The 15166-nt window shown below is 54.7% G+C and carries 10 protein-coding genes; 6 read left to right on the top strand and 4 right to left on the bottom strand.

Features of this window, described 5'->3' with window-relative positions; translation table 11 throughout:
* Positions 1 to 119: 119 nt before the first annotated feature.
* Both Poly41_RS30990 and Poly41_RS30985 read right to left on the bottom strand, forming a co-directional pair.
* Entirely contained in the window at positions 120 to 2204 is a 2085-nt protein-coding gene (locus tag Poly41_RS30990) for a serine/threonine protein kinase (protein ID WP_146531252.1), read from the bottom strand.
* 152 nt (positions 2205 to 2356) lie between these two features.
* Positions 2357 to 3004: an RNA polymerase sigma factor gene (locus tag Poly41_RS30985; protein ID WP_146531251.1), complete on the bottom strand. Its 648-nt coding sequence runs from the start codon at positions 3002 to 3004 to the stop codon at positions 2357 to 2359.
* Between the two features lie 237 nt (positions 3005 to 3241).
* Here Poly41_RS30985 and Poly41_RS30980 point away from each other — a divergent pair, with 237 nt between their 5' ends.
* The 4 genes from Poly41_RS30980 (at position 3242) to Poly41_RS30965 (ending at position 9876) form a co-directional block, all read left to right on the top strand.
* Positions 3242 to 5887, top strand: a complete 2646-nt coding sequence (locus tag Poly41_RS30980; RefSeq protein WP_146531250.1) for a M1 family aminopeptidase — start codon at positions 3242 to 3244, stop codon at positions 5885 to 5887.
* A gap of 120 nt (positions 5888 to 6007) precedes the next feature.
* Positions 6008 to 7450: a sulfatase gene (locus Poly41_RS30975; protein ID WP_146531249.1), complete on the top strand. Its 1443-nt coding sequence runs from the start codon at positions 6008 to 6010 to the stop codon at positions 7448 to 7450.
* A 45-nt stretch (positions 7451 to 7495) separates the two neighbouring features.
* The gene (locus Poly41_RS30970) at positions 7496 to 9226 is read left to right on the top strand and encodes a nucleoside hydrolase-like domain-containing protein (protein ID WP_146531248.1); all 1731 of its coding nucleotides are present in this window, start codon (positions 7496 to 7498) and stop codon (positions 9224 to 9226) included.
* 98 nt (positions 9227 to 9324) lie between these two features.
* Positions 9325 to 9876, top strand: a complete 552-nt coding sequence (locus Poly41_RS30965; protein ID WP_146531247.1) for a hypothetical protein — start codon at positions 9325 to 9327, stop codon at positions 9874 to 9876.
* Between the two features lie 55 nt (positions 9877 to 9931).
* Here Poly41_RS30965 and Poly41_RS30960 read toward each other — a convergent pair whose 3' ends face one another.
* Both Poly41_RS30960 and Poly41_RS30955 read right to left on the bottom strand, forming a co-directional pair.
* The gene (locus tag Poly41_RS30960; RefSeq protein ID WP_146531246.1) at positions 9932 to 11221 is read right to left on the bottom strand and encodes a Gfo/Idh/MocA family protein; all 1290 of its coding nucleotides are present in this window, start codon (positions 11219 to 11221) and stop codon (positions 9932 to 9934) included.
* A gap of 70 nt (positions 11222 to 11291) precedes the next feature.
* Positions 11292 to 11990 (bottom strand): 3-keto-disaccharide hydrolase, encoded by a 699-nt coding sequence (locus tag Poly41_RS30955; RefSeq protein ID WP_146531245.1) that lies wholly within the window; start codon positions 11988 to 11990, stop codon positions 11292 to 11294.
* 235 nt (positions 11991 to 12225) lie between these two features.
* On the opposite strand from Poly41_RS30955, the gene Poly41_RS30950 reads away from it, so the two are divergent.
* Both Poly41_RS30950 and Poly41_RS30945 read left to right on the top strand, forming a co-directional pair.
* Entirely contained in the window at positions 12226 to 13014 is a 789-nt protein-coding gene (locus Poly41_RS30950; protein WP_146531244.1) for an NIPSNAP family protein, read from the top strand.
* Between the two features lie 298 nt (positions 13015 to 13312).
* Positions 13313 to 15148, top strand: a complete 1836-nt coding sequence (locus tag Poly41_RS30945) for an alpha-L-fucosidase (protein WP_197231884.1) — start codon at positions 13313 to 13315, stop codon at positions 15146 to 15148.
* Positions 15149 to 15166 lie beyond the last annotated feature (18 nt).

Genomic DNA, 15166 nt, shown 5'->3' with positions numbered 1-15166 from the left:
TCGTGGCGGCCTCCTTGCCTTTGTGAAACGGATAGTGAGATACCCGAATCATGGCAGGTTGGCCGCTTTTTGTTTACATCAATCCCATCTGCCGCTCGAACGAACCGGCGGACCGCCGGTTACGCCCGTGAGAAATGTTCGAGTTGTGTTAATCCACTCAGAGGGGACAGGTCTTGCCAAGACGCCTGCGGCGCACCAGTATTATAAAAATTAAGGCCATTCAGATGCGAAAGACGTCCTATATCAGAGAGAAGATCGCTTGAGTCGTTGATCGCAAGTTTGACGCTAAGATACGAAATAAAGAAAGGTTCGCTGGGGTCCGGCAATGCATCTCCTGGTACAGGCCGTCGCTCTTCGCCATTCGATTTCAACACGAGAATGAGTCCGTCGAAACCCTGTTTGAGCACTGCTTCGGCAACCTTGCGATCGAGGTCGTCGTTGGCAGGATCGGCGACGGGCGTGGAAACCACTCCCTCCTTACGAACGATTTCAACCAGCACCGTATCGCCACGAGATAGTTTGAACGTCCCATTCTTGACGCTGATCTCGTCGCTCTTCCATTGCGGATCCTTAATCACGATTTCATACTGGCCCGAGTAGTACGATGTGCCATCGGGCCGCTGGGCGATTTGGAAACCATCGACTACTTCGCCATTTCGCTTGACCGTGACCTCGACCTGCGGATCGAAGGACTGGATCGTGATCTCTCCTTTGTCGGTGGCCAAGCGAATGATCATGACCGCAGCAAGGAACGCCCCAAAACCCATCATCGCCGTCGCAACGAGCACCCTTGGACGTCGATTTCGATCTGATGTTGACGAAGAGACTGCGAGGGCGGGCGCGGGTTCCGGCTGAAGCTTGCTCGCTCGATCGTGCCTGTCCGACAAAGTTTCTACGGTGGTAGGAGGAGACAGTGCGGCGTTGGCATCCGCCGCGTTTGACTGGGTCTCGGTCATCGGATTGCTGAGGTAATTCTCGGTCGGCTGGCCCGTTAGCCAGCTTGCGTTGGACTCCTCGGTTGCTGAGCTTGATCGTGTTGCAAAGCGGGCGAACAGCATGTTCAAGTCCGCAGCTTCGGTCAACGGTGTCAGGGCGTCGACGACTTCGATGGGTGTTGCAAACCGCTCGTCAGCCTCTTTGGCCAACATCTTGTGGACAGCCGTGGCGAGTCGGTCAGGGACCTCGCTTCGTAGCTCTTCAATGGGCGGGATTGGTTCGATCGCCAAGGCTGCTAACTTCTTGACGGCCGTGTCGTAGCGCGGGTGCGAGTACGGGGCGTGTCCACAGAGCAACTTGTAGAGCGTCGCACCGAGGCTGTAGATGTCGGCTCGGATATCGACATCATGAGAGTGTCCGGTCTGTTCCGGCGCCATGTAATCGAGCGTCCCCATCATTTGGCCCTTCGACGTCAATTCATCCTGCTGCCCATTGTGCAATCGAGCCAAACCGAGATCGAGAATTTTAACCTGACCCTCGCTCGAAAGCATGATGTTCGATGGCTTGATATCGCGATGCACGAGGCTGTGTTCGTGCGCGTGTTGAAGACCTATCGCCGCCTGACGGATCAGTTCACATGCATCGGCGATGGGTAGCGGTCCGATTGTCCGAACCAAATCCGCAAGATCGACGCCGTCGACGTATTCGATTACCAGATAGTGATTGCCCTCGTAGACATTGGCATCCATGGCGCGGACAATGTTTACATGCTCTAGGCGACCCACCGCTTCCATTTCGCGTTCAAACCGTGCAACCGCTCGTGTATCCCGCAACCGGTTCTCTGGCAAAACCTTCAAGGCCACAACTTTTTTGAGCCGAGTGTGCAGCGCTTTGTAGACCGCTCCCATGCCGCCTTCGCCCAATTTGGCCAACAACTCGTACTGGCCAATCTGTCCCATTTTTTCAGCGTTCTCATCAACAGATGAGGCGTTCTGGCTAGCCTTGAGCAATGACGGTTCTCGGCCCACCGCCTGGATCAACGACTCCACTCGCGCAAACGCAGATTCGTTGGCATACTCGTTGATGGGCTTGGGGCGAGCCAAAGCGGAAACCAACGTGTCAGAGTTGTCACTGATGGTGTCGATCAAGGCTCGACATTCGTCACACACATCGAGGTGCTCGCCGATCAGGCTGGCTTGTCCTGCGGCAATTTGACCCTGCAGAAACGCGGTGAGCTGGTCGCGTTGGGGGCAATTGAGTTGCGTCATGATCCTGATCTCTAACCGGTTGAAGTGGGTTTTCGTTCTACCTAGTACAACGAAATCACATCACACGTCTTTTTTTGCGTTTTCCTCAGACGACGCACCGATCAACGCTAACCCATTGATAAGTCGACACTTACGAAGCAGTGAGCGTCCGCTTAGATCAAGCCATCCAGTTCTTCTCGCAGCCGTCGCAGGACTCGCCATTTTGCGGTACAAACGGCCCCAACGCTCATCCCAAGGTCGAGGGCCACTTCGGCCGATCGCTGGCCACCCACGGTCGTGCGGACAAACGCTTGAAAGGTCCGTTCTTCGAACTCGAGCCGCACGAACTCCAAGGCTCGATGGGCAACACAACCGGTGGTGTCGAAATCACCAAGCGGATCCAGTTCCTCGATGACCCGATCGGGAACATTCTGCAACCGTTCGTTTGCCTCCGACCCACCGATTCCCCCGGGTCGTCGGGACAGCCAACGGAAGTGGTCTCGGATCTTGTTCCGCGTGATGGTCCACAACCATGCGCGAAATCCTCCGCCAGGTTTTTCGCGATGAAACTCGCCAATGCCGCCCGCAACGGCTCGAAAGACCTCCTGTGAGACATCCGCCGCATCGTTGTCCTGCAACCCCGCTTGCCGACACCAGCGATAGACGATTGGACCGTAGAGCTTGGTCAACCGATCCCAGGCCGCAGCGTCAAACTCTCGGACACGGTCCAATAGGGTTGGTGATGTCGAACTGGAGCTTTGTTGCACAGGCACACCGCCGCCGCGGAAACGGGGAAAGTCATTCGGTATCAAGAGCACCATTGTAACTCATCCGAGACGCGATCTCTATGCATCGGTTAAGGCACTCGGTAACGACTCGCCCATTGACTATACTGCGAAGCGACTGACCTTTGATGTTCCCTGCCCACCTCAGCCGAATGCAGCGTTCCGATTCAACGGGCAAACCGTCACATTCGGTGGGTAAGGGCGACGAAATTTGGTGGATTTCTATTCACCCGTCTGCTCCATCCCATTCCTTCCTGTCTTTCGGACCTCGAGATGAAACGTTGTGTCACTGCTGTCCTTATCCTTTTGCTCGGGTGCTTTGCCGTTGCTACGAGTGCCGAAGATTTGATTTGCCGGTATTGTCTCGAATCGCAGGCGGGACTTGTGCGGGGTGTCGAACTGGAAGGCGCGCACCACTACGCACCCGACCGGGAAGTTGACGTGTTGCACATCCGAATCGATGTGACCCCTGATTTTGCTCAGCGGACGGTTTCGGGAACGACGTCAATTACGGCAACGCCGATTGCCAAGCCGGTAGACCTGATTTGCTTGGATGCCAAGGATTTGAAGGTCACCGAGGTTCGCTGCGATCAGGTGGCGATCACCGACTTTGTTTCGACACGGGAGGATTTGAAGATTTTGTTGGCCGAGCCGATTGATCCAGGAACGAATTTCACGCTACACATTGATCACGAAGCGCAGCCGACCGCGGGACTTTACTTTCGAACGCCAGAAATGGGATACCCGGAATCGGACACACACATTTGGACTCAGGGCGAGACTCACGAATCACGCCATTGGTACCCCTGCTTCGATTATCCCAATGAAAGGTCAAGCTCCGAGATCATCTGCCACGTTCCAAAAGAGATGACCGTGCTGAGCAACGGAATTCGAATCGGCGAGGAGGTTGACGACGAAGGGCTCAAGGCGGTGCATTGGTTCCATGAAAAGCCTCACGCCAACTACTTGATTTGTCTCGTCGCAGGCCATCTTGATCATTTGCAAAAGAAACATCGTGATATCCCGCTTGGCTTCTACACGCAGCCGACGCTCTCTGCCTACGCCGAGAATTCGTTCCGTGACACGGCTGAGATCATGGCTTTTTATGAGCAGGAAATCGGCGTGTTGTTCCCGTGGCCCAAGTACGATCAGGTGACCATCCTCGATTTCACCGCCGGTGGCATGGAGAACACGACACTCACGACGCTCACCAGTAACACGATCTTTGATGCGGCCACGGAGAACATTCATTCGACCCGCAGTCTCGATGCACATGAAATGGCTCATCAATGGTTTGGCGACTATGTGACGTGCAAAGACTGGAGCCACCTCTGGCTGAATGAGGGTTTTGCAACCTACTACACGCATCTTTACGAGGGTCACAAGTTTGGTCGCGATGCGATGCTGTATGGGTTGTACCGGGACGCAACGAACCGAGTGCTGACGCAAAAAAATGACAAGAAGCCGATCGTTTACAACGGCTACAAGACGGCGGGGGAGCAATTTGACTATCGCTCCTATCCCAAAGGAAGCTGGGTTCTGCACATGCTGCGTTGCCAACTCGGTCCTGATTTGTATCGTCAATGCATCAAAACCTATCTTCAGAAGCACGCTCTCAGCAGCGTTGTATCGGATGATCTTCGGCAAGTGATCGAACAGGAAAGCGGTCGATCGATGGATCGATTCTTCGATCAATGGGTCTACCATCCTCGCCATCCCGACTTGAAAGTGTCTTATCAGTGGATGCCAAAACAGCGTTTGGCAAAGATGACGGTCAAGCAAACTCAAGAGGTCGATGACGATGTGTTGCTGTATCAGTTTCCGACGAAGCTGAGGTTCATTGTCGACGGCAAAACGATTGATCATGAAATCGAGGTTAAAGAAACCGAAGAGGATTTCTACGTCGCACTGGAAGCCCAGCCGTCGATCGTTCGATTTGATCCTGACTATACGGTACTTGCCGAGGTGACTTTCGACAAATCCGATGCCCTGCTGAAGGCGCAACTTGAAAACCAGGACGACATGATTGGGCGTTTGCTGGCATGCCAGTTACTGGCTGACCGCAAAACGGACGAATCGGTCAAGTTGCTGGAAACCGCGTTAAACCAAGATCCTTTTTATGGAGTGAGAGTGACCGCAGCACGCTCGCTCGAAAAACACGATTCGGATGCGGCTTATGAAGTACTTCATGAGAGTTGGAAGAGCCAGCAGGACGCTCGAGTACGAATCGCCGTGGTGGAACGAATCACGAATCGCTTTAGCGACGATACTCCGCAAAGGATTGCCGAGATTCTTGAGATCGAAAAGAACCCAGCGATTCAAGCAACGGCGATCCGGGCTCTGGGACGTTTTCATGGCGAGACTTCACGGGACGTGATCACGCGATACTTAGACACCCCCTCGTTTAACAATGAGCTCGCCGCGGCAGCCATTTCCGCAATGAGTCAGCAGAACGACTCGAGCTATAAGCCTTTACTGCTCGATGCGCTGAAGCAACAAGAAAGCAAGTTCAGTTCGCGAGGATTCGGCCGAGGACTGGAAACGCTGGGCCATGTGGGCTCGTTGCTTGACGAAAAAGACGATGTCCGTGAGTTTCTGATCCGCTACGTGAATCATCCCAATACATCGGTTCGTACCGCAGCCTTCAGCGCGCTCGGCACGCTCGGTGATCCGCAGGCGATCTCGGTTCTGGAAGCGTTCTCCGGTTCAGGAAACGAACGAGTGGCTCGCGCTGCCGAACAAGCGATTGGGAAACTGCGTGAGTCAAAGCCGACAGCGCCCAAAGAGGTCATCGAATTACGAAAGGAGATGGCGAAGATGAAGACGGAGAGCGAAAAGATACGAGAGGAGATTCGTGAGCTACAAGATCAAGTCAAAGCAGCGGGCGCGAGTCCACATTCGGCTACCCCGAAAGAATAGATCCTTGAAATTCTTCATCTTGACCTTGTCGATGATGGGTTGACGGTAGGTGCGGATAACGCCCTCAGCACGTTGGGCGGGCAGGACAGGTCATTTGACCCTTCAGAGAAAGACGTTTTCATGAAATGCTTAACGTTTGTTTGCCTACTGCTCGTCAGTGGCTATGCCAAGGCTGGCGCAGTTCCCAACGTCCTCTTGATCGTTGCCGACGACTTGAACTGCGACATCGGTCCTTATGGCGACCGGGCGGCAATCACACCGAATCTGCAGCGACTTGCGGCGCGGGGCCTTGTTTTCGAGCGGGCCTACTGTCAACAGGCGGTGTGCAATCCGTCGCGATCGTCATTCCTGACGGGCCTGCGACCGGACACGGTCAAGGTTGATGACTTGCGCAAGTACTTCCGCGAAACCGCAGTGGACGGGACCAACCTGATCACGCTTCCCCAGCATTTCAAGAACCACGGCTATTTCTGCCAGAACATTGGCAAGATGTTTCACAACATGGGAGAAACTCAGGACCGCCGCTCCTGGTCGATTGACGAGGTCCTGTTCAAGGGCACTCATGCCACAGACACGGTCTACGCCAACACGCCCGCCGCATTGAGAGAACGGACCTTTGCCAAAGCACCCGTCGCGGAAGCCCTCGACGTGCCCGACACCGCATACCGTGATGGGCAGATCGCCAACCTCGCTGCGGCAATGCTTCGTGACCACCCCGCCGACGGACAGCCGTTCTTTCTTGCAGTTGGATTCTGGCGTCCCCATCTTCCTTTTGTCGCGCCAAAGAAATACTGGGACCTCTACGATCCCGAAAAGATTTCCTTGCCTGAACCTGCCGCTGCCCCCGTGGATGTTCCTGCCATCGCCATGCACGATTCAACGGAGATTCGCGGCTATGATGGCGTCCCGAAAAATCGCCCTTTCACCACCAAGGAGATTCGACACTATCGGCATGGGTACTATGGCTCGATTAGCTTCCTGGACACCCAGCTCGGAGAAATTCTTGATGCGCTTGACGAGAGTGAACACGCTGCAAATACGGTCGTCGTCTTCACATCCGACCACGGATTCCACATCGGCGAGCAGACGCTCTGGGGAAAGACAACCAATTTTGAACTCGACGCACGCGTGCCTCTGATCATTGCCGACCCGATGCATGTGGCCGGACATGGTAAAAGCACAACCGCACTGGCCGAACTGGTCGATCTCTACCCCACCCTCGCAGCGCTGGCCAGGATCGATGGCGATTTGAACAAGCGTCTTGAGGGGGATAGCCTTGCACCGGTCATCTTCGATCCCGCAGTGTGCGTGAAGGATGCGGCGTTTACGCAACACCAGCATCCCTTTTATGGACCGGCGGCAAACTGGAAAGCCTGGGGCTATTCCATCCGTACTGCCGAATGGCGTTACACCGAATGGCGCGACATGGAGGGTGGTGAAGTGATCGCCCGGGAACTCTACGATCACGTACACGACCCAGGCGAATCACGTAACGTCGCCACCGAATATTCCGAAGTGGTCAAGTTCCATGCGGCGCGGCTCGCGAAACAATTTAAGTGGTAAAGTGCGTCACCAATCGCTTTAGGGACAGAAAGAGAGAAGATAACGATGACCAACACGATCAAGTTTAAGATCTCCTTGATGATGATCATCGCTACATTGCCCTGCGCTGTGACGACGAATGCCGTGGACACAGGTGGGAAACTCAAAATCGTTTTGGCGGGTGATTCAACGGTGACGGATCAAGCCGGATGGGGACTTGGCTTTGCCAATTCTCTGACCGCTGACGCGACTTGCGTGAATCTGAGTGCAGGCGGCCGCAGCAGCAAAAGCTTCCGCGATGAAGGACGTTGGCAGAAGGTTCTCGATGAGCGGCCGGCAGTGATCCTGATTCAGTTCGGACATAACGATCAACCGGGAAAAGGACCCGAACGAGAAACGGATCCAAACACCACGTATCGACGTAACCTGGCACGCTACGTGGACGAGTCGCGAGCTATCGGCGCGAAACCGGTCATCGTGACGTCCATCTCTCGACGTTTGTGGGCGTCGGATGGAATCCACATCAACTCGATTCTCACGGGCTATGTGAAAGCGGCGAAGACCGTTGCGGACGAAAAGAAGGTACCGGTGATCGATCTGCATGCGCAGTCGATCGAAATCTACGAAGCCCTAGGTCAAGAAGGTTGTGAGCGGATCAGCCCTCGCAATCAGGATGGCAGCATTGATAGGACGCACCTGAATGCACTCGGTGGAGAGCGGTTCGGAGCCCTGATCGCCAATGACTTGGCGCGGGTGATGCCTGAACTCAAAAATAGCATTCGTGATATGGAATTGCCGAATTCCCCGCACGATTGGCTAAGCTGGCTGAACGTGCTGCAAGCCGACGACGCAGCTAAGGAAAAGTTGACGGGTGGGGCGTTGACTGGCAAGCGGCCGCGCGTGGTCGTCTCGACGGACATCGGGGGCTCGGACCCCGATGATTTTCAGTCGATGGTGCATCTTCTCTTCTATGCGGACGTGCTCGACATCGAAGGCCTAATCTCTTCGCCTCCAAACCAAGGTCGGCTGCGGCATCTTCATGAAGCCCTTGATGCCTACGAGTCAGACTTCGAGAAGCTCAAACGAAATTCCGGGAAGCCGTTTCCAACACCGAAACAGTTGCGAAACGTCTCCGTACAAGGTGCGGTCGACACGGCCCCGAAGAAGGGCTGGAGCAACCCCACCGATGGGTCACGGCTGATCATTCAAGCTGCGCAATCAGACGACGAGCGTCCGTTGTGGATTTTGGTTTGGGGAAGTATCACCGATGTGGCGCAGGCCGTTCATGATCAGCCTGCGATGAAGTCGAGAATCCGCGTGTACTCCATCGGCTCGTGGAATACCCAGCACGATCAAGCCGCGCGGGACTATCTTTTCGAGAATCATCCCGATCTTTGGTGGATCGAATCGGACACGACCTTTCGGGGAATGTATGTGGGGGGAGAACAGCAAGGTGAATGGAGTAATTTGGCGTTTGTGGAGAGGCACGTTCGTCACCACGGTGCGCTGGGCGATTTGTTCTATCAGAAGAAACGCGACATCAAGATGGGAGACTCGCCGTCGCTGCTGTACATCCTGCAAGGTAATCCGGATGACCCGACCTCGGACCACTGGGGTGGCGCTTACCAACGAACCGATCATGGACAAAACTACTGGACCGACGATCCCAATCCGGAACTCAGCGTGAACCGTCGCCCAGGCGCCATCTCCGTGAACCGATGGCGTCGCGACTTTCTGGCCGATTGGCAAGCGAGGATGGACTATGCACGGGACACACAGGCATCAAGGAAAAACTGAGTCGCGTTCCCTTCATTCCACAAAGTACGATGCGCTCGTGCTACAATAATGGGGTCACTTGGTCCATGAACTCTAAGTTTTTTGGGAGGTGAAGCGCCATGGTAGCTCAAGTCCACCCCCTGTATCGGTACTGCGTTGACCGTGCGGATGTGATCGTTTACATCAACGATTGGTGGCTAGCGTTCGCTAAAGAAAACAATGCCCCGGAACTCGATGAAAAATCGGTGCTGGGGCGTCTGGTCTGGGAATTCATCGCGGATGAGCCAACACGAACCCTGTACCAAGAAATACACGAACAGGTTCGATCATCTGGAGTTCCAATCACGGTGCCTTTTCGTTGCGATTCACCCACACTGCAACGTTACATGCAGCTAACCATCGGCAACCATCGTGATGGCCAATTGTTGTACGAAAGCTGTTTGATTCGCGCGGTGCCACAGCGCCGTTGTGCGGTGTTAGACTCCCAGCAGGACCGATCCAATACATTCCTCACCATGTGCAGTTTTTGCAAGCGTTCGTTGATCGAGCCATCAGGGTGGTTGGAGATGGAAAACATCGCACTCAAGTTACGACTGTACGAAAGCCAAACGGTTCCTGGATTGCGGTATACCGTCTGCCCGGTTTGCGCAACCCAGCTCAACGATCGGTGAGCAATTCATTGCTACCTTTCCCGATGCACTCCAGCCAGTTTTTTTCGGGATGGGTTCACGTGTCGAGCGTGTAACCGTTGCGGTAGGTCGGCTTGATGAGCGTGTCCAATCCTTTGATGTTCGACACGGCCATCTCCGCTGCATTCCACTCGACTTTTTGGCCGGTCCAAACGGCTAAGTTTCCCAGCAGCATGACTTCGGTGAGAGGTCCAGCGTAGTCGGGGAAGTTGGACATCGCTTGTTCGCCGCCTCGGATCGCCCGAATCCATTCTTCGACATGACCAGGGGAATGAGGGAATTCAACCTGAACGGGTTCCGCACCATCAAGCAGTTGGTCATTCAGCAAGATTCCCTTGTCGCCAATCGCAAGCGAGCCACCCTCAGGTCCCGGCTCACGACCACCTAGCAATTCCTTCGGTGGAAGTCTGCCACCATCGTACCAAACCAGCTTGACTGGGCCACGCCATGGATTCGCGCCGAATTCGAAGGTGATGATTGACGACTCCGGAAAGCTCTCGCCGTTATGTCCCGATGTCTCTGCAACCGCAGAGAGAGGGTCACGCAAATCGAGTCCCATGAACGGCATGCTGACCACATGACAGGCAATGTCCCCGAGAGCTCCGGTGCCAAAATCCCACCAACCACGCCATTTGAAGGGATGGTAGCCGTCGCCGTAAGGTCGCTCGGCTGCAACACCGAGCCACGCGTCCCAGTCGAGATGCGCCGGTGTTGGCTGTTGCGGAGGACGCTCGATGCCTTGTGGCCACCATCCTTTTGCCCGATTGGTCCAAATGTGCAACTCTTTGACGCTGCCAATCGCGCCGCCACGCAACCAGTGTGCGCATTGCCTGAGCGTATCACTGGCCGTGCCTTGGTTTCCCATTTGCGTCGCCAGTTTTTTCTCGCGCGCCACCTGACCCACAAGCCTTGCTTCGTAGATCGTCCGAGTGAGCGGTTTTTGGCAAAAACAGTGGATGCCCATCCGCATCGCCATCAACGACGCAGGAGCGTGCATATGATCGGGAGTGCTGACGGTAACCGCATCGATCGAGTTGCCCATTTGATCGAGCATTTCTCGATAGTCCGTAAAGCCTCTGGCATTCGGAAAATGCTTGAGTGCGTTGGCGAGACGGTTCCGATCCACATCACAAACCGCAACCATTTCACCATGATTCGCGGCAGCTTTGGAATCGCTGTCTCCCTTTCCGCCGACTCCTATGCTAGCGAATTGCAGTCGATTGTTGGGCGAATCCTCGGCAGCAAGCGGCAAGCCGCTCGTTGCCAAAGCACCCGCTGCGGCAGCAGTGCCGCGGAGAAAAAAACGACGCGATATCGAGTCCCACATGTTATCCACCTTTCAGCGAACATCGGATCGGAACAAGGGAGTTGGTTACAATTGGTTCACGCTTCACCGCTTAAGGAAGCGGCAAGACCTTGACGTTCTTGTACCAAACCGGATGACCATGGTCCTGGAACCCCAACAATCCAGTTCGTGCGAAGTCCTTGATCACGCGACTCTTGCCATCAAGCTTGTACTTGTGGTCCCCATCGATAGCTCGTTCACCCGGCAAATCGAATTCGTCAGCATTCATCTGGCAAACCAGTTCATCGTTGACGGTGACGGAAATGTTTGGGCCTAAGCATTTGATCTCAACCCGGTTCCAAGTACCCGGTCCTTTCGACACATTCTTGGTTGTTGGCACGAGGTCGTAAATAGCGCCAAAGTCGTGGCAACTGGTCCCCGTACCGCTGGCAACTTGAATTTCAAATCCCGTGTGTACCGGATTGGCTGGGTCTTCAACACGAAGAAAGATCCCCGAGTTGCAAGACTCTGGCATCTTCACATCACACTTCAAGACAAAATTGCCAAACGTCTTTTCGTGAAGGATAAGGTAGCCCCCGGATTTGTAGGGCTGCATCGATCCATCGAACACCTCCGACGCGACTTCTTTTCCGTTGTTGCACTTCCATCCATCGTAGTCTTTACCATTGAAAAGCAGTTGCCATCCCTCGCTCTGTTCTTGATCGGTCAATTGGTTGTCGTCAGCAGAGCAAAGGGGAATCGCGGTGAACAGGCAAGTGTAGGCGATCAGAAGGAAGAGCCGTTTATTCATCGGTGAGCTCAGGTAAGGGGGAGGGAGGGAAGGTGGGAGACCGCATTATACGTTGTGACGACTTGAAAGCAACAATCGCAGGGAGGCCGCCCCTTGGCTTGTCCCGAGAGTTGACCGATTGACCCAGGGAAACGAGGACCGTTGTCACTGCGATGGACCGTTTGTGGTAGACTCTGTGGCTCGAAAACACTCCTGTCTCGAGTAACTTGCCAGCCAGATAAATAGGGAACAAATTATGAAACGACGCGAATTCTTCGTCAGCGGTGGCGCTGTGGGTTTAGCCACCTTGGGAAACTCCTCCCTCGTTCATTCCGCGGGTGGGTCGCCGACCGACCGAGAGTGTTACGAATTGCGACACTATCTTGTGGACAGCGAAGAACAACGCAAAGGACTGGATCAATTCCTGGCCGAGGCTGCCTTGCCGGCGCTCAATCGGCTTGGCATCTCACCCGTGGGCGTGTTCACACCACTGGAGGGGATTTCGCCCGTAACGGTTTTGATCCCCCACCCCAATACAGAGTCGGTTGCGACGTTGGTTCAGCGCATGGGTGATGACCGTCAATTCATGACCGCTGCATCCGAGTTTCTCAATGCGCCTGCGGAACAGCCCGCATTCGCTCGCATGGAATCGTCCTTGATGATCGCGTTCCGGGGCATGCCGAAGCTAGAAACGCCAATCACTTCCAAGGATCGCATCGTCCAACTGCGAATCTACGAGAGCCCGAGCATTGTGACCGGCCAGAAGAAGATCGAAATGTTCAACGATGCGGGAGAGATCGCGGTGTTCCGAAAAACGGGGCTCCATCCCGTTTTCTTTGGCGAAACGATTGTCGGTCCGAAGATGCCCAATTTGACCTACATGTTGGCTTTTGACAGCCAAGAGCAATTGAAAGCGAACTGGAAACAATTCGTGAGCTCAGAGGAATGGCAGGCATTGAAGAAGCTGGACGAGTATGCCGACAAACGAATCTTGTCGGGGATTACGAATACGATTCTTAAGCCAACCACGTATTCGCAGATTTAGCACCTTCCTTGATCCAGACTGCGGAGATTGCCCTCACTGGACAGCGTCCCTTCATGTGCCACTTATGATGATTTTTCGAATTTATATCGGGCTGAGCGGCAAGACGCTAGCCGCCGGAATTTCATTGGCATAACCGGCGGCGAGCGTCTTGCCGCTCACAAATTGGCGCTGTCCAGCTAGTACGAAAGTTGCGTCGGCAATGGCGATCCCTACGGCTCGGGATCGAGTGTTGCCGTTTGGCGATGAAGAGCTTTTTCGCGAAAGCATCCGACTTACGCACCGAGCCGAAGGAAATGAAATGAGACGCTACTTTTCAGTTGGAATCGTCGCCTGCATTGCGTTCATCGCCACATTCTTTCTCGTTATCTCTGGCCATGTACAGGCCGCGACCACGACCCATCAAGGTCCCGATCATTGGGTCGTGCTGAAGGTGCAGGACGCCGAGGTTGTGGACGGTCGCCTTGCATGGGACTTTGAGCTTGAAGAGAAGGGACCATACGTCGTCCAGGTCATCAGTACGGGCGAACTTGCCAAGGCCACGGTGGAGGTCGATGGGGTGCAGTTCCAGGAAGTTCTGAAGAAGGACTTTGTCATAGAAGCTGGGACCGTGTCGGAATTCAAGAGGTCCGTCAGCTTGAAGTCCGTGGGAAAACACAGGTTGACGATTGAGACGTCGGTCGCTTTGAAACAGCTACGTATTGTGCCACATTTCAGTAATTCGCTTGGATCGGGCGAGTATCACTCACAGTGGCTGGCAATGCATCAATCGAAGCAAAAACAAGCGGCCATGGCTTGGTTCAAAGAGGCAAAATTCGGGATGTTTATCCATTGGGGGCTGTACTCGCAAGCGGGTGGTATTTGGAAGGGCACCCGCATTGAACAATCCCCGTATCCAGGACCCCGCGTCGCCGAATGGCTGATGTCGACCTTTCGCATTCCCCGCGCCGAATATGCGGAACTGTCCAAGAACTTCCAGCCCGATCATTCCTTCGCGGAAAACATCGCCCGGCTGGCCAAGGACGCCGGGATGAAATACGTGGTGATCACCGCCAAGCATCATGATGGCTTCGCGTTGTTCGATTCGGCCTGCTCGCAGTACGACATGATGGATGCCACGCCCTACAAGGGCGATGCGATCAAGGAACTTTACGAGGCTTGCTTGGCCGAGGGATTGGAGTTCGGCGTGTACTACTCGCACGGCAACGACTGGCAAGACGGCAGCGACGGAAACTATGCCAGCATCAAAAGTCGCAACGACGTGCTCGGTATCTATACGCATCCGAGGGGCAAGAATCTCTGGGACCCGAGTCCCAACACTCACGCCGAGTATCTGGAGAATAAGGCCTACCTGCAGATCGCCGAACTGGTCAAGATGATGCCACGATTGCGTTTGATTTGGTTTGACGGTGACGGGTTTGTTACCGAGGCGCAATCCTTCCGTTTCTACAAGATGATCTTTGACCTCAATCCCAATGTGATTGTCAATCGACGTGTCGGCCACGGTTTCGGCGACTATCTCGACGCAGGTGACAACAAGATTCCCGGTGCAACCGAAGTGCTGGACAAGCACTGGGAGACATGTGGCACCACGAACAACTCCTGGGGCTACAAGTCCTATGATGATGACTGGAAGAGCACGCGTGAACTGCTTTACTATTTCATCGACATCGCGTCGAAGGGAGGGAACTACTTGTTGAACATTGGTCCCGACGGACGGGGCCAGGTGCCGGCGCCCAGTGCCCGCCATCTGCGTGAGGTAGGGCAATGGTTGGCGATCAACGGCGAGGCCATCTATGGCAGCACCCGCTGGAAAGTTCTTCACGAAGGTGCAGAGGAAACGCAGCTGGAGGGCACCGGTCAGCGGGCCGCCAAGGGCTTCTCGCGCCGCTTCACTCCGAAGGACTTTTGGTTCACCGCCAAGGGCGACACGGTCTACGCCATCTCGCTGGTGCGCAGCGGCGACACCGTCCGAATCCGTTCCTTGAACCAGCAAGCTGGAACGATCCAACGAGTCCGTCTGCTCGGCAGCGACCAGGCGTTCCCATGGAAACAGAACGCTGCGGCGTTGGAACTCGATTTCAAAGACGTGAAAACCAGTGAAAATGGTTTCGTGGTGGAGATCCTCTTTCGTTGATGAGAAAATCAAGCATCC

The sequence above is a fragment of the Novipirellula artificiosorum genome (assembly GCF_007860135.1).
Lineage (GTDB): Bacteria > Planctomycetota > Planctomycetia > Pirellulales > Pirellulaceae > Novipirellula_A > Novipirellula_A artificiosorum.
Note: the sequence above shows the minus strand (reverse complement) of the source record. Positions and strands in the feature narration are given on the sequence as shown.

What these genes read in the sequence shown, in the direction of transcription:
- Poly41_RS30990 (WP_146531252.1), bottom strand. Translation starts at nt 2,204, where the DNA reads ATGACGCAACTCAATTGCCCCCAACGCGACCAGCTCACCGCGTTTCTG.
- Poly41_RS30985 (WP_146531251.1), bottom strand. Translation starts at nt 3,004, where the DNA reads ATGGTGCTCTTGATACCGAATGACTTTCCCCGTTTCCGCGGCGGCGGT.
- Poly41_RS30945 (WP_197231884.1), top strand. Translation starts at nt 13,313, where the DNA reads ATGAGACGCTACTTTTCAGTTGGAATCGTCGCCTGCATTGCGTTCATC.
- Poly41_RS30955 (WP_146531245.1), bottom strand. Translation starts at nt 11,990, where the DNA reads ATGAATAAACGGCTCTTCCTTCTGATCGCCTACACTTGCCTGTTCACC.
- Poly41_RS30960 (WP_146531246.1), bottom strand. Translation starts at nt 11,221, where the DNA reads ATGTGGGACTCGATATCGCGTCGTTTTTTTCTCCGCGGCACTGCTGCC.
- Poly41_RS30950 (WP_146531244.1), top strand. Translation starts at nt 12,226, where the DNA reads ATGAAACGACGCGAATTCTTCGTCAGCGGTGGCGCTGTGGGTTTAGCC.
- Poly41_RS30965 (WP_146531247.1), top strand. Translation starts at nt 9,325, where the DNA reads ATGGTAGCTCAAGTCCACCCCCTGTATCGGTACTGCGTTGACCGTGCG.
- Poly41_RS30970 (WP_146531248.1), top strand. Translation starts at nt 7,496, where the DNA reads ATGACCAACACGATCAAGTTTAAGATCTCCTTGATGATGATCATCGCT.
- Poly41_RS30980 (WP_146531250.1), top strand. Translation starts at nt 3,242, where the DNA reads ATGAAACGTTGTGTCACTGCTGTCCTTATCCTTTTGCTCGGGTGCTTT.
- Poly41_RS30975 (WP_146531249.1), top strand. Translation starts at nt 6,008, where the DNA reads ATGAAATGCTTAACGTTTGTTTGCCTACTGCTCGTCAGTGGCTATGCC.